Below are 16,382 nucleotides of genomic sequence, written 5' to 3'. Positions count from 1 at the left end.
GCCGGGGGTGGTGGTGCTGGGGCACTACGGGGCCGAGCGGTGGGAGGGCGGGGAGCTGTCGGCGCCGGAGGTGCATCCGGGGGTGGCGCGGGTGCGGGCGGTGCTGCCGGGGGTGCTGGAGCGGGTGGGGGCGCCCGAGGGGACGTGGGTGGAGGACAAGGGGCGGTCGGTGGCCGTGCACACCCGGCGGACGGCGGCGCCGGAGGAGGCGTTGGAGCTGCTGCGGGCGCCGGTGGGGGAGCTGGCGGCCGGGTACGGGCTGGTGGTGGAGCCCGGGCGGCTGGTGCTGGAGCTGCGGCCGCCGGGGGTGGACAAGGGGGCGGCGCTGACCGGGTTCCTGCGCGAGCGGGGGGCGCGCTCGGTGCTCTACGCGGGGGACGACCTGGGGGACGTGGCGGCCTTCGCCGCGGTGGAGGAGCTGCGCGGCGAGGGCGTGGCCGGGGTGCTGGTCTGCGCCGGCGCGGTGGGGGACGCGCCGGTGCGGGAGCTGGCCGACCGGGCGGACCTGGTGGTCGCCGGGCCGGAGGGCGTGGTGGAGCTGTTGGGGGCCTTGGCGGACGCGCTCACAGCGCGTTGAGCTGGTCCAGGAACCACTGCTGCGGGGGGAGCGCGGTGGCCGCCGCCGCCAGGCGCTTGGTGCGGTCGGCGCGCTCCTCCGGGCTCATGGTGAGGCCGGTGTGGAGGGCCTCGGCGGTGGCGATGACGTCGTAGGGGTTGACGGTGAGGGCGTCGTCCTTGAGTTCGGCGTGGGCGCCGGCCTCGCGGGAGAGGACGAGGGCGCAGCCGTGGTCGGAGACCACCGGGACCTCCTTGGCGACCAGGTTCATGCCGTCGCGGATGGGGTTGACCAGGGCGACGTCGGCCAGCCGGTAGGCGGCGAGGGAGCGCGGGAAGTCGTCGTCGACGTGGAGGATCAGGGGCTGCCAGGCGGGGGTGGCGAACTCGGCGTCGATCTCCTCGGCCAGCCGCTGGACGGCGGCCGTGTAGGCGCGGTACTCGGCGAGGTCGGTGCGGGACGGGTAGGCGAAGGCGATGTGCACCACCCGGTCGTGCCACTCGGGGCGGGTGCGGAGCAGGTGCCGGTAGGCCTGGAGGCCGCGGACGATGTTCTTGCTCAGCTCGGTGCGGTCGACCCGGACGATGGTGCGGCGGTCGCCGACGGCCGCGCGGAGGGCGGCGAGGCGTTCGTCGACGTCGGGGCGGTGGGCGCGCTCGCGCAGGAAGTCGGCGTCGGCGCCGAGGGCGTGGACGCCGAGGCGCGTGGTGCGGCCGTCGACGGTGACGGTGAGCGCGTCGTGGTCGACGGTCGCGCCGAGGAGGTCCTCGCAGCAGGCGGCGAAGGCGCGGGCCCAGCGCTGGGTCAGGAAGCCGGCCCGGTCGGCGCCGAGGATGCCGGTGAGGACGGCCCGGGCGACGTCGTCGGGCAGCATCCGGTAGTACTCGGGCGGGGCCCAGGGGGTGTGCGAGAAGTGGCCGATCCGCAGGTCGGGGCGGGCTTCGCGGAGCAGGGCCGGGACCAGGGAGAGGTGGTAGTCCTGGACGAGGACGGCGGCGTTCGGGGCGGCCTCGGCGGCGAGGGCTTCGGCGAAGGCCTCGTTGTAGGCCCGGTAGGCGGCCCACTCGGTGCGGAAGGCGGCGTCGAAGGAGGGGGCGGTGGGGGTCGCGTAGAGCAGGTGGTGGACGAACCAGAGGGTGGAGTTGGCGACGCCGTTGTAGGCGCGGGCGAAGGTCAGCGGGTCGATGTCCAGCATCCGTACGGCCTGGCCGCCGACCTCGTGGCCGGCCAGGTCGAGGCGGCCGTGTGGTGCCTCGGCGGCGGCCCTGCGGTCGGAGTCGTCGAGGGCGGCGCAGACCCAGACGGCGTTCGGGTCGTCGATGGCGGAGAGGCCGGAGACCAGGCCGCCGCCGCCGCGGCGCAGGGTCAGCGTGCCGTCGTCGGCGGTGCTGAAGGACACCGGTCCCCGGTTGGACGCCACCAGGACGGGGGCGGTGCCGGTCACGCTCGAACGGTTGGTCGTGAGATCGCCCATGGTTGGCATGTTGCCGTGGGGTCGGCGTGGCAAACCCGTGCGGCTCTAATGGCGGGCGGCGTACTCGGGGAGGGTGTGGATCGGGGGGCGTTCGAGGGCGGTCACCGGGTGGGTGTGGGCGGTGAAGGCGCGGGTTTCCGGGTCGCGGGTGAACTGGGTGAGGGGGGGGTGGACGAGGTCGGCGGAGGCCTTGAGGCGGTGGGTGCGGTCGAGGCGTTCCAGGGCGGTCCGGTAGATGGTGGCGGCCATCCGGCCGAGGGCCTGGCCGTCCTGGTGGCGGTGGTGCCGGACGCCGACGTCCACCTGGGCGAGGGCGTCCAGGCCGGCCAGCTCCAGGGCGTCGACCAGCAGGCCGAGTTCGACGCCGTAGCCGGTGGGGAAGGGCAGCCGTTCGAGCAGTGAGCGGCGGGCCGCGTACTCGCCGCCGAGCGGCTGGACGAAACCGGCGAGTTCCGGCCAGTGGAGGTTGAGTAGGGGGCGGGCGACGAGTTCGGTGACCCGGCCGCCGCCGGCTGGCAGGACGGCGCCCTCCGACTCCAGCGGGCGGTCGTACATGGCCTTGACCAGCTGGATGGACTCGTCGGTGAGCAGCGGGCCGACGATGCCGGAGACGAAGGCCGGGTCGAACTCGCGCAGGTCGGCGTCGACGAAGCAGACGACGTCGCCGTGGGTGACCAGCAGTGAGCGCCAGAGCACCTCGCCCTTGCCGGGGACGGCGGGCAGCCGGGGCAGGACGGCGTCGCGGTGCTCGACCCGGGCGCCGGCCTCGGCGGCGACGGCGGCGGTGGCGTCGGTGGAGCCGGAGTCGACGACGACGAGTTCGTCGACGAGCGGGAGGCGTTCCATCAGCTCGCGGCGGATGGTGCGGACGATGTCGCCGACGGTGGCCTCCTCGTCCAGGGCGGGGAGGACCACGCTGACCGTGCGACCGGTGCGCTCCTTGGCGTCGAGCAGGGTACGGACCGGCCGGTCGGCCGCGCTCCAGGAGCGGCGGCGCAGCCAGGACGCCGCCTGCGGGAGGAGCGCGGGAGTCGGTTCGGCGGGCACGGAGATCTCCTCGGCGAGGTCGGTGGGCCGGGTCATCTCGCTTGGCGGACGGTCCCGTTCAGGTTTGACGCCTTCGGATACAGTCTTCGTACAGCGGTCGGACCTTTGCACGCCGGGGTCTCCGTTGAGCACCACCACAATTTCACAAGCTCATCCAGAGGGACTGAGGGAACGGCCCGTTGACGTCCCGGCAACCTTCTCGCGCGGCTGTCTGTCGACAGGCCCCGGCGGGACAGGTGCCAATTCCGTCCCGTGTCGCGACCGCGCCACGGGGAAGATGAGGAGAGAGGCCTCGCCATCATGGCTATCGACACTGCCGCACCCGTTTCCGTCGACCTCGGCCCGGCCGCCGCGCTGTCCTGTCGCGAGTGCGGCACCCGCTTCCCGCTCGGCCCCAGCTTCGCGTGCCTGGAGTGCTTCGGCCCGCTGGAGATCGCCTACGAGTTCGGCAGCGAGGGCGCCGAGGAGCTGCGCAAGCGGATCGAGGCCGGTCCGGCCTCCATCTGGCGGTACGCGCCGCTGCTGCCGGTGCCGGCCGACGTGGCGTCCAAGCCGAACCTGAACCCGGGGTGGACCCCGCTGGTGAAGGCGGACAACCTGGGCCGGGAGCTCGGTTTCACCGCCCAGCTGCACGTCAAGGACGACTCCGGGAACCCGACGCACTCGTTCAAGGACCGGGTGGTCGCGTGCGCGATCGAGGCGGCCCGGGCGTTCGGCTACACCACGCTGTCCTGCTCCTCCACCGGCAACCTGGCCGGCGCGGTGGGTGCGGCGGCGGCCCGGGCCGGGTTCCGGTCCTGCGTGTTCATCCCGCACGACCTGGAGCAGGGCAAGGTCGTCATGGCCGGGGTGTACGGCGGCGAGCTGGTCGGCATCGAGGGCAACTACGACGACGTGAACCGCTTCTGCTCGGAGCTGATCGGCGACCCGGCCGGCGAGGGCTGGGGCTTCGTCAACGTGAACCTGCGGCCGTACTACGGCGAGGGCTCCAAGACGCTGGCGTACGAGATCTGCGAGCAGCTCGGCTGGCGGCTGCCGGAGCAGATCGTGATCCCGATCGCCTCGGGCTCGCAGCTGACGAAGATCGACAAGGGGCTCCAGGAGCTGATCAGGCTCGGCCTGGTCGAGGACCGGCCGTACAAGGTCTTCGGCGCCCAGGCGGAGGGCTGCTCGCCGGTGTCGGCCGCGTTCAAGGCCGGCCGGGACGTGATCAAGCCGGTGAAGCCGGACACCATCGCCAAGTCGCTGGCGATCGGCAACCCGGCCGACGGCCCGTACGTGCTGGACATCGCCCGCCGTACCGGTGGCGCCGTGGAGGACGTCACGGACGCCGAGGTCGTGGCGGCGATCCGGCTGCTGGCGCGGACCGAGGGGATCTTCGCCGAGACCGCGGGCGGGGTGACCGTCGGCGGTCTGGAGAAGCTGGTCGAGACCGGGCAGCTGGACCCGGCCAAGGAGACCGTCGCGATCAACACCGGCGACGGGCTGAAGACCCTGGACGCCGTCTCCGATTCCGGGATGACCGCCGTCATCCGCCCGACGCTGGACTCGTTCCGCGCCGCCGGCCTCGTGTCCGCCTGAACCACCCGATAGGCCCCGCCCCCGCTAGGAGAGTCATGAGCGCCACCGTCCGCATCCCCACCATCCTGCGCACCTACACCGACGGCGCCGCCGAGGTGACCGCCGAGGGTGCCACCCTGGCCGAGGTCGTCGCCGACCTGGAGAAGAACCACGCGGGCATCGCGGCCCGCATCCTGGACGACACGGGCAAGCTGCGCCGCTTCGTGAACGTCTACGTGAACGACGACGACGTGCGCTTCGCCGAGGGTCTGGCGACCGAGATCAAGGACGGCGCCAGCGTCTCGATCATCCCGGCGGTGGCCGGCGGCTGCTGAGCCGACAAAGCAGAACCCGCGGTCGCCCGCGCGTACGGAAATCCGTTCTCCGTATGCGCGGGCGACCGCTCGCATTCCGGCGGGAATATTTCCGGGTCGAGTCGGAGTAGAGTGTGGCTCGGCTGGGAACAGGGTTTCCCTTTCGGCCCCCGCAGTGCTCGGCCCGGGGGCGTCCGGCCGCCGGGGGCGGACCGTGAAACATGTCAGGCAGATGTCAGAATTCGCGCGGGCATTTGAGTAATTCGTCCGCTATGTCCGGCGTGGAATGCCGAGATTATTCCGATTCGATCCGTCCTGTCCCTTGACGCCTTGGCGGAATTACCGGCGGTTGGCCCTGTTGCAGAGGGCGTCGATCCGGATACATTCAGCGGCGGTCGACGCAATCACCCGCTCACCGGAGGCCGCCCGGCGTTCCGCGCGGATGGTTGCGGCGTGCACGGCTGCGCCCAGGGGGGGTTCCCCGGGCCGGCCTTCAACCAACCCGGGCCCGCGACCTGCGGGCACGTGAAGGGCCAGCACAGCACTAGGGGAGTTCGGAATGGCTCAGGGCACCGTCAAGTGGTTCAACGCGGAGAAGGGCTACGGCTTCATCGCGGTCGACGGTGGTGCGGACGTCTTCGTCCACTACAGCGCGATCCAGATGGACGGCTACCGCACCCTCGAGGAGGGCCAGCGGGTCGAGTTCGAGATCTCCCAGGGACAGAAGGGCCCGCAGGCGGACATGGTCCGCGCGGCGGTCTGACCCCTTCCGACTCCAGGAGCTCGGCGCGGCCCTACGGCTGGTGACCACTCGCTTCTCGACGGGCCCGTGCGACGCGTGTCGTACGGGCCCGTCGGCGTTCCCCGACGCGGCTCCGCCGGGGCTCGGGCGGGGCTCCGGCGACGGCTCGCGGATCGTCGATTGGGCTTGCACTCGACCACCCGGAGTGCTAATCATTGGCGTTAGCACTCACAGCGTGAGAGTGACAGCGGACCGGGTCGGTGAGGCCCCCGGGAGCGGTAGGGGAATGGACCCCCGCACACCAGGGCCGTCCGTCGCGGGCACCCCTTGGTCCGAGCAGTCGACCGTGTCCCGGAGGACCACTTCAGATGGCCAAGATCATCGCCTTTGATGAGGAAGCTCGCCGCGGCCTTGAGCGTGGCATGAACCAGCTCGCCGACGCCGTGAAGGTCACGCTCGGCCCCAAGGGCCGCAACGTCGTGCTGGAGAAGAAGTGGGGCGCCCCCACGATCACCAACGACGGTGTCTCCATCGCCAAGGAGATCGAGCTCGAGGACCCGTACGAGAAGATCGGTGCGGAGCTCGTCAAGGAGGTCGCCAAGAAGACGGACGACGTCGCGGGTGACGGCACCACCACCGCCACCGTGCTCGCCCAGGCCCTGGTTCGCGAGGGTCTGCGCAACGTCGCCGCCGGCGCCAACCCGATGGCCCTGAAGCGCGGCATCGAGAAGGCCGTCGCGGCCGTCTCCGACCAGCTGCTGGCCCAGGCCAAGGACGTGGAGACCAAGGAGCAGATCGCCTCCACCGCCTCCATCTCCGCCGCTGACACCCAGATCGGCGAGCTCATCGCCGAGGCCATGGACAAGGTCGGCAAGGAAGGCGTCATCACCGTCGAGGAGAGCAACACCTTCGGTCTGGAGCTCGAGCTCACCGAGGGCATGCGCTTCGACAAGGGCTACATCTCCGCCTACTTCGCCACCGACCTGGAGCGGATGGAGGCGACGTTCGAGGACCCGTACATCCTCATCGCCAACTCCAAGATCGGCTCGGTCAAGGACCTGCTCCCGCTGCTGGAGAAGGTCATGCAGAGCGGCAAGCCGCTGGTCATCATCGCCGAGGACGTCGAGGGCGAGGCGCTGTCGACCCTGGTCGTGAACAAGATCCGTGGCACCTTCAAGTCCGTCGCCGTCAAGGCCCCGGGCTTCGGTGACCGCCGCAAGGCCATGCTCGGCGACATCGCCATCCTCACCGGTGGCACCGTGATCTCCGAGGAGGTCGGCCTCAAGCTGGAGAACGCCGGCATCGACCTGCTGGGCACCGCCCGCAAGGTGGTCATCACCAAGGACGAGACCACCATCGTCGACGGTGGCGGCGACAGCGAGCAGGTCGCGGGCCGCGTGAACCAGATCCGTGCCGAGATCGAGAACAGCGACTCGGACTACGACCGCGAGAAGCTCCAGGAGCGCCTCGCCAAGCTGGCCGGCGGCGTGGCCGTCATCAAGGCCGGCGCGGCCACCGAGGTGGAGCTCAAGGAGCGCAAGCACCGCATCGAGGACGCCGTCCGCAACGCCAAGGCCGCCGTCGAGGAGGGCATCGTCGCCGGTGGTGGCGTCGCCCTGCTGCAGGCCGGTGTCGCCTTCGACAAGCTGGAGCTGGAGGGCGACGAGGCCACCGGTGCCAACATCGTCAAGGTCGCGCTGGAGGCCCCGATCAAGCAGATCGCGACCAACGCCGGCCTGGAGGGTGGCGTCGTGGTGGAGAAGGTGCGCAACCTCCCCGCCGGTCACGGCCTGAACGCGGCCACCAACACCTACGTCGACCTGATCGCCGAGGGCATCATCGACCCGGCCAAGGTGACCCGCTCCGCGCTGCAGAACGCCGCCTCCATCGCGGCGCTGTTCCTGACCACCGAGGCCGTCATCGCCGACAAGCCGGAGAAGGCCGCCGCGGCCGCCGGCGGCGGCATGCCGGGCGGTGACATGGACTTCTGATCCTGATCGCTTCGATCGGATCGGCTGGTTCCTCGTCCGTGTGGGCGGCTCCCTTCGGGGGGCCGCCCACACGGCGTTTCGGCGTCCGGAAGCTCCGGGGCCCGGGCGTTCGGACGTCCGGCGTTTCGGCGTTCGGGCCGGTGGACGGAGAATGGACGGATGGCTTCCGACGACATCGAGACCGCCCTGCACAACGCGCGGGCACTGATCCTGGCCGACCTCACCGCGCGGGACGTGGCGGACGCCGCCGTCGTCTCGCTGGTGGAGCAGGCCGTGACGCACCGCCGCTGGTGGCTGGAGCAGTGGCCGGACGGCACCGAGTACGTGCTCGGGCTGGTCGCCCAGGACGTCCAGGACGCGCTGCTGGAGGCGTACGGGCGCTGGCCGCTGTGCACCGGGTGCGCGGCCGACGGGGACCCGCACGCGCTGAGCGTGGAGCCCGAGCTGGGGCCGGAGCCGCACTGGGTGTGCGGCAAGCAGGGCGCGGTGGTGGCGCCGGTGGGGAAGCTCGCCTAGCCCGGCCGGCTCGGGGCCGGGGGTGCCTTCCGGGGGTGGTGCGCGGGTGGGTACGGTGCGCGCATGGGGCGCTGGGTGTGGGGTGTGGCGGGCGGGTGCTGCGGGCTCGGGCTGTGGTGGGCCGTGCTGGAGGCGGCGGGGGCCGGCCACGACGCGTGGTGGGCCGTGGCCGGGCGGGTCCTGGCCGTGACGGGGGGAGTGGCCGCCGCGGACCGGGTGCGCGGGCGGTGGGGCTGACGGGCCTCAGAGGGTGCCGAGCTCCGCGGTCAGGTTGGCGCGGGCGGCCGCGGTGAAGCGCTCGCGGGCGGCCGGGGTGCGGTAGAGGTCCGGCAGGGCGAGCAGGTGGCGCAGGACGGCGGCCCGGCCGGCCGCGAAGTCCGGCGCGGGGACGAAGCCGTACTCCTCGCGGACCGCGGCCGCGTACGCCGCGTACGCCGCGGGGGAGCCGCCGAGGACGGCGAGGTCCGCGTCGCAGAGCACCTCGCCGTCGCGGTCGCCGGGGGCGGGGTCGTGGCCGACGGTGAGCAGCACGAGGCGCTCGACCTCGGCGACCCGCTCGGCGGGCAGCCCGGCGGCGGTCAGCGCGCGGACGGCCAGGGCGGCGCTGCGCTCCTCGTTCTCGGTGCGGTCGGGGCGGTAGACGGCGTCGTGGAACCAGGCCGCGAGGCGGACGGCCTCCGGGTCGGCGGCGTGCCCGGCCAGCTCGTCGACCAGGCCCAGCACCGCGCGCAGGTGCGCGGCGGTGTGGTAGCGGCGCTGCGGTTCCGACCAGCGGCGCAGCAGCTCCCGGCCGTACGGCTCGGGGTCGACGGCGGCCCCGCAGCGGTGCAGCAGGGCGGTCCAGGCGGTGAGCAGGTCGTCGGTGGGCGGGTCGGCGAGCGGGCCCTCGGCGGGCGCGTCGGCGAGCGGTTCCCCGGCGGGCGGGGCGTCCTCGGTGGTCGGCATGGCGACCATTGTGGCGGCCCGGCCGGGTGCCGGACCCGGGGGAGTGGGCGCTGGACCTATAGGTAGGTTGACGATATATGTAGTCGTATGACAGAACGCTCCATGCAGGAGCCCACGCTGCTGCTGCTCACCGCGCTGGCCGACGCCCCGCGGCACGGCTACGCGCTCATCCAGGAGATCGCCGCGATCTCCGACGGCCGGGTCAAGATGCGCACCGGCACGCTCTACGGGGCGCTCGACCGGCTGCTGGGCCAGGGCCTGATCGAGGTCGCCGCCGAGGAGGTGGTGGACGGCCGCGCCCGGCGCAGCTACGCGCTGACCGCCGCCGGCCGCGAGGCGCTGGCCGCCGAGGCGGAGCGGCTGCGGGCGGTCGCCACCGAGGCCGAGCGCCGGCTGACCAGGATCCGGTCGATGCTGCCGGGCAAGACCGGGTCGCAGGGGCGGCCCGCGACGGGGGGAGGCCTCTCATGACCACACCGGTGATCGGCGCGGGGCCCTCGGCGGTGCTGCGGGCCGCGCTCCAGCTCTACCCGGAGCCGTACCGCCGCGAGCGGGGCGAGGAGCTGGCCGAGGTGTTCGCCGACACGACGGCGGCGGGCGGCCGGCCGGCGGTCGCCCGGGAGGTCCTCGGCCTGGCGGTGTACGGGCTGCGGGTGCGGCTCGGGCTGACCGGCGCCACGGCGGCCGGGCGGCTGCTGGCGGTGGTCGCGCCGATGCTCGCCGGGGCGGTGGCCGGCGCCACGCTGGTGGCCTGGCTGACCACCGCGCACCGGATCGCCAACCTGCTCTCCTGGGACGACTCGTACGGCGCCTACTTCTCGTCGTTCTGCCCGCCGGTGGCCGCCGTGCTGCTCCTGGTGGCGGGGCTGCTGGGGCGGTGGACGGCGGTGCGGGGCAGCGCGCTGGTCCTGGGGGCGGTGGGGCTCTACAACCTGGCGGACGCCGTCTGGTCCTCCTCCTTCGACCTGTGGTGGAGCGGCTACATCGCGATGGCCACGCTGCCGCTGGTGCTGGCCGCGCTGCTGCTGGCGGCGGCGCCGACGGACCTGCTGCCCCGGCCGGGCCTGCGTACGGCCGGCCTGGTGCTGGCCTCGGGGGCCGTGGGCGGGCTGCTGGAGGCGGCCCAGAGCTGGGACGACACGACCTTCCCGCTGGACCTGGTGTGGTTCGTGGTGATGCTGGTCGTCCCGCTGCTGCTGACCTTCGCCGGGCTGCGCGGGCGGGTGGCGCCGACGGCGGCGGGGGTGGCGGCGCTGGTGCTGGCCGGGCCGGGCTGCCTGTTCAACATCTGGCGCGGGTCCGGCGGGGTCTCGCAGCTGCTGCCGGCGGTGGGGCCGTCGGTGGCCGCGCTGGTGCTGGTGGCGGTGGCGGTGCGCCGGTTCGGCCGGTCGGAGGCGGCCGGGGCGTCCGGTGCGATCGGGGCGGTCCACGGCCCGGCGTGACCGGGAGGTTCGGGGGGCCGTTCCGGCGTGACCGGAACGGCCCCCTGGGAGTTTCCGGGGGCGGGCCGATGTGGCAGGCTGTCGAATATGTCTAGACCAATTTTCGAAGTCATCGCGCTGACGCCCCAGGACGCCCAGGCCGCCGAGTCGGGCGGCGCCGACCGGCTCGAACTGGTCACCGACATGGCCGCCGACGGGCTCACCCCGTCCGTCGAGGACTTCGGCCGGATCCGGGCCGCCGTCGGCATCCCGCTGCGGGTCATGCTGCGGATCCGGGACGGCTTCGCCCCCGGCGACGTGGACGGGCTGTGCGCCCGGGCCGCCGCGCTGCGCGCCGAGGGGGCCGAGGAGTTCGTGCTCGGCTTCCTCGACGCCGACGGCGCCGTCGACCTGGCCGCCACCACGGCCGTCGCCGAGGCGATCGCCGGCTGCCGCTGGACCTTCCACCGGGCGATCGACCACAGCGCCGACCGGGCCGCCCTGCGGGCCGCCGTCGGCGGGCTGCCCGGCCTGGACACCTTCCTCACCTCCGGCGCGGCCGCCGGGGTGGACGCCGGGCGCGAGGTGCTGTCGGCCGAGCTGGCCCGGGCCGGCGAGCCCGGGTACCGGCAGCGGATCCTGATCGGCGGCGGCCTGCGGGCCGAGCACCTGAAGGAGCTGCGGGCGGAGGGCTTCGACGCCTTCCACGTCGGCGGCGCGGTGCGGGTCGACGGCTGGCGGACGCCGGTGGACGCGGCCAAGGTCGCCGAGTGGCGGGCGCTGATCGACGCCTGAGCGCGGGTGCGCCGGTGCGGGCGTTCGTACGGAAGGGCCGGTCCGCGGACCGGCCCTTCCGCGCACTACCGCAGCTGCTCCGGCAGCGGCTCGCGGTGCAGCACCGTCAGCCCGGAGACGGCACGGGTCAGCGCCACGTACAGCCGCCGCAGGCCGGTCCGCTCGTCCGGCTCCCCGGCGACCACCGCGGCCGGCTCGTCCAGCACCACGTAGTCGTACTCCAGACCCTTGGCCAGCGAGGCCGGGACGAGGGTGAGCCGGGCCTCCGCGCTGGTCTCGTCGCCGGGGGAGAGGTACGGCAGGCCGGCCGCGGTCAGTGCCTCGGCGAGCCGCGGGACGCGGGCGTCGGCGGCGATCAGGCCGGTCGAGCCCTCGTGCTCCAGCGCCTCCCGGCAGGCGGCCAGGACCGCCTCCGTGCCGGTCGCGTCGCCGTTCCCGTCCGTGTCGCCCTCCGCGGCGCCGTCCGCGATCCGGCGGATCGTCAGCGAACCGGGCGCCTCACGGACCGAGGAGGCCGGGGCCAGGCCGGGGGCGATCGCCGGGAGCAGCCGGGAGGCGTACGCGATGACCTCCTCCGGCACCCGGAAGCCCTTGGTCAGCTCCTCGATGTGCGCCTGCGGCTTGCCCAGGTGGCGCAGCGCCTCCGGCCAACTCGCCGTCGCCCACGGGGTGGTGCCCTGGGCGAGGTCGCCGAGGACGGTCGCCGATCCGGTGGTGCAGCGGCGGCCGACCGCGCGGTACTGCATCGGGGAGAGGTCCTGGGCCTCGTCCAGCACCACGTGCCCGAGCGAGGGGGTGCGCTGCACCAGGTCGGTGGCCTCGTCGACCAGGACGGCGTCGGCCGCCGTCCAGCGGGCGGTCTTCACCGAGCGGCCGGGCTTGGGCCACAGCACCGCCCGCTGCTCCTCGGGCGTCAGCACGCCCTCGGCGCAGGCGGCCAGGAACTCCGGCTCGGAGAGCAGCCGCAGGACCAGCTTCGCCGGGTCGACGGCCGGCCAGCACTCCTTGACCACCGCCTTGACGGCGCTGTTGCGGGCCACCGCGTCCTGCACCCGGTCGTCCGGGGCCTCGCCGCCCTGCTCCATCTTCAGCAGTACGGCGTGTGCGATGCGCTGCGGCAGGGCGTCCCTGGCCGCGCCGTAGCGGGTCTCGCGGCCCTTCAACTCCTCGATGATCTCGACCAGTTCGTACACCGGTACGCGCCAGCGGCGGGAGCCGCGGACCACCACGCAGGGCTCGGTGGGCAGCGCGATGCCCGACCGCACCGCCCGGCGCAGCACCTCGGCCATCCGGGCGTCGCCCTTCAGCCGGGCCGCCTCCGGGTCGTCCTCGCCCCTCACCTCGACGTGCCCGACCAGCTGCTGCACGGTGGCCTGCGCGACCTCCAGCTCGCCGAGGGCCGGGAGCACCTGCTCGATGTAGGAGAGGAAGGCGTTGTTCGGCCCGATCACCAGGGTGCCGGTCCGGGCCAGGCGCTCGCGGTGCGCGTACAGCAGGTACGCGACGCGGTGCAGGCCGACGGCGGTCTTCCCGGTGCCGGGCGCCCCCTGGACGCAGATGGTGCCCGTGATGTCCGAGCGGACGATCTCGTCCTGCTCGGGCTGGATGGTGGCGACGATGTCGCGCATCGGGCCGACGCGGGGCTTCTCGATCTCGGCGGCCAGCAGGGCGGAGGCGGAATCGGTCTCGGCCGGGTCGCTGAGGTGCTCGTCCTCGTAGGCGGTCAGCTCGCCGCCGGTGTAGCCGAAGCGGCGGCGGCGGTCGACGTCCATCGGGTCGGTGCGGCTGGCCCGGTAGAACGGCTGGGAGACCGGCGCGCGCCAGTCGATCACCATCGGGTCGCCGTCGGCGTCGTGGACGTGCCGGCGGCCGATGTAGAAGCTCTCGCCGCCGCTGCCCTCGCTCAGCTCCTCGCTGATCGCGTGCAGGTAGTCGAGGCGGCCGAAGAACAGCGGGGTGTGCGAGAGGTCGGCCAGGGCGGCGATCCTGGCCTCGATCTGGTTCTGGAGCACGAGGGCGGTGACCCAGGTGCCGGTCACGTCGCGGATGTCGAGCGACTCGACGTCCTCGCGCATCGCGCGCAGCGCGGCCCGGGAGGCGGCCAGGTGGTCGCGTTCGCGCTGGAGGGGGTCGGTGGTGGAGGTGGCGGGCACAGCGAACCTTCCCGGCTGCCCCGGTGGCGGGCGCAGCGGATCGTAGGAGCTCACGGTGGGTACGGCCGACCGGTTGCCGAACGGTCGGTACCTCCCCCGGCTGCCTGCGGGACTTCAGCAGGTACCACGGTTCGGGAGGGGGCAGACGGACGATCTTAGACCCGTCCGCCCCTGGGGGCCAGCCGTGCGGGTCCCGGGGTTCCGGCCGTACCGGCCTCGGGGTTCGCCCTACCCCGGCCTCGGGGGCCGCCGTACACCCGGCGGACGAGCCGCGCACCTGCGGATACGGCCTTTGGAGTGATGCCGACCGCCGGTCGGGTGCCTACCGTTGAAGACATGAGCACCACGAACCGAACCCCCCGACCCGGCCCGTCCGGCGCCACCGCCGTCTCCGGGCGCCACCGCAACCCGCTGAGCACCGCCGTCCGCAACGTCGGCATCGCCCTGGACACCGCCGCGCGCGTGATCTTCCTCGGGCGCGACGGTGTCCGGTACTGAAGGCCGTGTCCGTTCCCGGGACGGCCTACCGCCCGCGCGTCACAGCACGTCGTCCGCGTCCATGATCCGGTACGCGTAGCCCTGCTCGGCCAGGAAGCGCTGCCGGTGGGCGGCGAAGTCCTGGTCCACGGTGTCCCGGGCGACCACCGAGTAGAAGTGGGCCGAGTGGCCGTCCGCCTTGGGGCGCAGCACCCGGCCGAGGCGCTGGGCCTCCTCCTGGCGGGAGCCGAAGGTCCCGGAGACCTGGATGGCCACGGTGGCCTCGGGCAGGTCGATCGAGAAGTTCGCGACCTTGGAGACCACCAGGACGCCGATCTCCTTGTTCCGGAAGGCCTCGAAGAGCTTCTCGCGCTGGGCGTTGCTGGTCTCGCCCTTGATCACCGGGGCGTCCAGGGCCTCGCCGAGCTCGTCCAGCTGGTCGATGTACTGGCCGATGATCAGCGTCTGGTCCTTCTCGTGCTTCCTGACCAGTGCCTCCACCACCCGCCGCTTGGTCGCCGTGGTGGCGCAGTAGCGGTAGCGCTCCTCCGGCTCGGCGGTCGCGTAGGCGAGCCGCTCGGAGTCGGTCAGGGTGACCCGCACCTCGCAGCAGTCGGCGGGCGCGATGTAGCCCTGCGCCTCGATCTCCTTCCACGGCGCGTCGAAGCGCTTGGGGCCGATCAGGCTGAACACGTCGCCCTCGCGGCCGTCCTCGCGCACCAGCGTCGCGGTCAGGCCGAGCCGGCGGCGGGCCTGGAGGTCGGCGGTGAACTTGAACACCGGCGCGGGCAGCAGGTGCACCTCGTCGTAGACCACCAGGCCCCAGTTGCGGGCGTCGAACAGCTCCAGGTGGGCGTAGACGCCCTTCCGCTTGGTGGTCATCACCTGGTAGGTGGCGATGGTGACCGGGCGGATCTCCTTCTTCGTCCCGCTGTACTCGCCGATCTCGTCCTCGGTGAGCGAGGTGCGCTTGACCAGCTCGTGCTTCCACTGGCGGGCCGAGACGGTGTTGGTGACCAGGATCAGCGTGGTCGACTTGGCGTGCGCCATCGCGGCCGCGCCGACCAGCGTCTTGCCGGCGCCGCAGGGCAGCACGACCACGCCCGAGCCGCCGTGCCAGAAGCCCTCGACGGCCTGCGCCTGGTACGGGCGCAGCTGCCAGCCGTCCTCGTCCAGGTCGATCGGGTGCGCCTCGCCGTCCACGTACCCGGCGAAGTCCTCGGCGGGCCAGCCGAGTTTGAGCAGCACCTGCTTGATCTGCCCGCGCTCGGAGGGGTGCACCACCACGGTGTCCGGGTCGACCCGGGCGCCGACCAGCGGGACGACCTTCTTGGAGCGCAGCACCTCCTCCAGCACCGGCCGGTCGGTGGTGGTGAGCACCAGCCCGTGGGTCGGGTGCTTGAGCAGCTGGAGCCGCCCGTACCGGCCCATGGTGTCCGCCACGTCCACCAGCAGCGCGTGCGGCACCGGGTAGCGCGAGTACGTCACCAGGGCGTCCACCACCTGCTCGGCGTCGTGCCCGGCCGCCCGCGCGTTCCACAGCCCGAGCGGCGTCACCCGGTACGTGTGCACGTGCTCGGGCGCCCGCTCCAGCTCGGCGAACGGCGCGATGGCGCGACGGCAGTCGGAGGCCCTGGGGTGGTCGATCTCCAGGAGAAGAGTTTTGTCGCTCTGGACGATGAGCGGTCCGTCGTTCACGCGGGGGAGCCCTCCACTGGCTGACAGGGTGGATTGACGCAGACCCTCCAGTGTCGCGCATCGCGGGCGGTGCGCGGGAGCCGCCCGGAGTGACCACCGTCCGTACTCGCTCGTTGAGCTGGTCATGAAGAAGTCGAAGCGTGTTCTCACCGCCCTCGCCCTGATGGGCTCGGCCTTCGCGGCCACCGCCTCCTCGGCCGGCTCGGCCCACGCCCTCGCGGGCATCGGCGAGGGGCCCGGCGGCCTGCTCGCGGCGCCCGGGTTCCTGCTGGCGGACACCGTCACCGGGGGGTCGATGCCGGTCGGGCAGGGGCAGATCGGCAGCCTGGCGGACAAGGCCGTCCAGGACAAGATGAAGGAGGCGCAGCAGGGGCACTGAAGGCCCCCGGCCTCCCCGGGGTCACTCGTCGAGTTCCGCGACGCCGGTGATGCGGTGCAGGGCGAAGGTGCGGAGTTCGTCGGCGTGGTGGTCGAAGGCGGTGACGAAGCCGCCTTCGACCTTGACCGGGTCGATGATGCGCTGGCTGGCGATGCCCTCGGCGTTGAGGTAGCCGATCCACATGCGCTCGCCGAGCAGGACGGCCGTCTGGAGGGCGGCCAGGGTCTCGGCGGCGGCGGTGCGGGGGAGCCGGCGCGGGTCGGGGGCGGGGTCGCGGCGGGTGGCGGTGGCGGCGCGGTCGCCGGCCCGGATGG

At 73.3% G+C, this 16,382-nt stretch carries 18 protein-coding genes and 1 riboswitch; of the genes, 12 read left to right on the top strand and 6 right to left on the bottom strand.

Annotation, left to right across the window (positions count from 1 at the left end; genetic code table 11):
* Nucleotides 1–577, top strand: a 577-nt coding sequence (gene otsB, locus AE652_RS17255; RefSeq protein WP_049652354.1) for a trehalose-phosphatase, incomplete at its 5' end; no start/stop codon positions are given.
* Here the strand turns inward: otsB and AE652_RS17250 are convergent.
* Together AE652_RS17250 and AE652_RS17245 are read right to left on the bottom strand one after the other, a co-directional pair.
* Nucleotides 564–2,030, bottom strand: coding sequence for a trehalose-6-phosphate synthase (locus AE652_RS17250; protein WP_049652350.1), 1,467 nt, complete (start codon nt 2,028–2,030; stop codon nt 564–566). The genes otsB and AE652_RS17250 overlap by 14 nt on opposite strands.
* Nucleotides 2,031–2,075: 45 nt before the next feature.
* Nucleotides 2,076–3,113, bottom strand: a complete 1,038-nt coding sequence (locus AE652_RS17245; RefSeq protein WP_049652348.1) for a glucosyl-3-phosphoglycerate synthase — start codon at nt 3,111–3,113, stop codon at nt 2,076–2,078.
* Nucleotides 3,114–3,224: 111 nt separating this feature from the next.
* Nucleotides 3,225–3,361, top strand: a riboswitch (SAM riboswitch).
* A 16-nt stretch (nt 3,362–3,377) separates the two neighbouring features.
* Between AE652_RS17245 and thrC the strand changes: the two genes are divergently transcribed.
* The 6 genes from thrC (at nt 3,378) to AE652_RS46425 (ending at nt 8,437) form a co-directional block, all read left to right on the top strand.
* Nucleotides 3,378–4,658, top strand: coding sequence for a threonine synthase (thrC, locus tag AE652_RS17240; RefSeq protein WP_049652346.1), 1,281 nt, complete (start codon nt 3,378–3,380; stop codon nt 4,656–4,658).
* 35 nt (nt 4,659–4,693) lie between these two features.
* Nucleotides 4,694–4,972 (top strand): MoaD/ThiS family protein, encoded by a 279-nt coding sequence (locus tag AE652_RS17235; RefSeq protein ID WP_049652344.1) that lies wholly within the window; start codon nt 4,694–4,696, stop codon nt 4,970–4,972.
* 538 nt (nt 4,973–5,510) lie between these two features.
* On the top strand, nt 5,511–5,714 hold the full coding sequence (locus tag AE652_RS17230) for a cold-shock protein (protein ID WP_030289665.1): 204 nt from the start codon (nt 5,511–5,513) through the stop codon (nt 5,712–5,714).
* Between the two features lie 347 nt (nt 5,715–6,061).
* Nucleotides 6,062–7,684, top strand: a complete 1,623-nt coding sequence (gene groL, locus AE652_RS17225; RefSeq protein WP_049652341.1) for a chaperonin GroEL — start codon at nt 6,062–6,064, stop codon at nt 7,682–7,684.
* Nucleotides 7,685–7,843: 159 nt separating this feature from the next.
* Complete coding sequence (locus tag AE652_RS17220; RefSeq protein WP_049652339.1) at nt 7,844–8,200, top strand: hypothetical protein; 357 nt, start codon at nt 7,844–7,846, stop codon at nt 8,198–8,200.
* Between the two features lie 63 nt (nt 8,201–8,263).
* The gene (locus AE652_RS46425; RefSeq protein ID WP_158077776.1) at nt 8,264–8,437 is read left to right on the top strand and encodes a hypothetical protein; all 174 of its coding nucleotides are present in this window, start codon (nt 8,264–8,266) and stop codon (nt 8,435–8,437) included.
* Nucleotides 8,438–8,443: 6 nt separating this feature from the next.
* Here AE652_RS46425 and AE652_RS17215 read toward each other — a convergent pair whose 3' ends face one another.
* The gene (locus tag AE652_RS17215) at nt 8,444–9,154 is read right to left on the bottom strand and encodes a hypothetical protein (RefSeq protein ID WP_049652336.1); all 711 of its coding nucleotides are present in this window, start codon (nt 9,152–9,154) and stop codon (nt 8,444–8,446) included.
* 78 nt (nt 9,155–9,232) lie between these two features.
* On the opposite strand from AE652_RS17215, the gene AE652_RS17210 reads away from it, so the two are divergent.
* The 3 genes from AE652_RS17210 to AE652_RS17200 all read left to right on the top strand — a co-directional run bounded on the left by AE652_RS17210 (nt 9,233) and on the right by AE652_RS17200 (nt 11,361).
* Nucleotides 9,233–9,616 (top strand): PadR family transcriptional regulator, encoded by a 384-nt coding sequence (locus tag AE652_RS17210; RefSeq protein ID WP_049652335.1) that lies wholly within the window; start codon nt 9,233–9,235, stop codon nt 9,614–9,616.
* On the top strand, nt 9,613–10,587 hold the full coding sequence (locus AE652_RS17205) for a hypothetical protein (RefSeq protein WP_049652334.1): 975 nt from the start codon (nt 9,613–9,615) through the stop codon (nt 10,585–10,587). Before AE652_RS17210 ends, AE652_RS17205 begins: the two co-directional genes overlap by 4 nt.
* An 87-nt stretch (nt 10,588–10,674) precedes the next feature.
* Entirely contained in the window at nt 10,675–11,361 is a 687-nt protein-coding gene (locus AE652_RS17200) for a copper homeostasis protein CutC (protein WP_049652332.1), read from the top strand.
* A gap of 65 nt (nt 11,362–11,426) precedes the next feature.
* On the opposite strand, the gene AE652_RS17195 is transcribed toward AE652_RS17200, so the two are convergent.
* The gene (locus tag AE652_RS17195; RefSeq protein WP_234348416.1) at nt 11,427–13,514 is read right to left on the bottom strand and encodes an ATP-binding domain-containing protein; all 2,088 of its coding nucleotides are present in this window, start codon (nt 13,512–13,514) and stop codon (nt 11,427–11,429) included.
* A 336-nt stretch (nt 13,515–13,850) separates the two neighbouring features.
* On the opposite strand from AE652_RS17195, the gene AE652_RS46420 reads away from it, so the two are divergent.
* Nucleotides 13,851–14,012: a hypothetical protein gene (locus AE652_RS46420; RefSeq protein WP_158077777.1), complete on the top strand. Its 162-nt coding sequence runs from the start codon at nt 13,851–13,853 to the stop codon at nt 14,010–14,012.
* 39 nt (nt 14,013–14,051) lie between these two features.
* Here AE652_RS46420 and AE652_RS17190 read toward each other — a convergent pair whose 3' ends face one another.
* Nucleotides 14,052–15,689, bottom strand: coding sequence for a DNA repair helicase XPB (locus AE652_RS17190; protein WP_049652330.1), 1,638 nt, complete (start codon nt 15,687–15,689; stop codon nt 14,052–14,054).
* A gap of 124 nt (nt 15,690–15,813) precedes the next feature.
* Here AE652_RS17190 and AE652_RS17185 point away from each other — a divergent pair, with 124 nt between their 5' ends.
* Nucleotides 15,814–16,068, top strand: a complete 255-nt coding sequence (locus AE652_RS17185; protein ID WP_049652328.1) for a hypothetical protein — start codon at nt 15,814–15,816, stop codon at nt 16,066–16,068.
* A 21-nt stretch (nt 16,069–16,089) separates the two neighbouring features.
* Here AE652_RS17185 and AE652_RS17180 read toward each other — a convergent pair.
* A partial coding sequence (locus AE652_RS17180; RefSeq protein WP_049652325.1) for a WYL domain-containing protein occupies nt 16,090–16,382 on the bottom strand: 293 nt, incomplete at its 5' end.

The organism is Kitasatospora sp. MY 5-36 (genome assembly GCF_001182915.1).
In the GTDB taxonomy this organism is placed as follows: domain Bacteria; phylum Actinomycetota; class Actinomycetes; order Streptomycetales; family Streptomycetaceae; genus Kitasatospora.
Note: the sequence above shows the minus strand (reverse complement) of the source record. Positions and strands in the feature narration are given on the sequence as shown.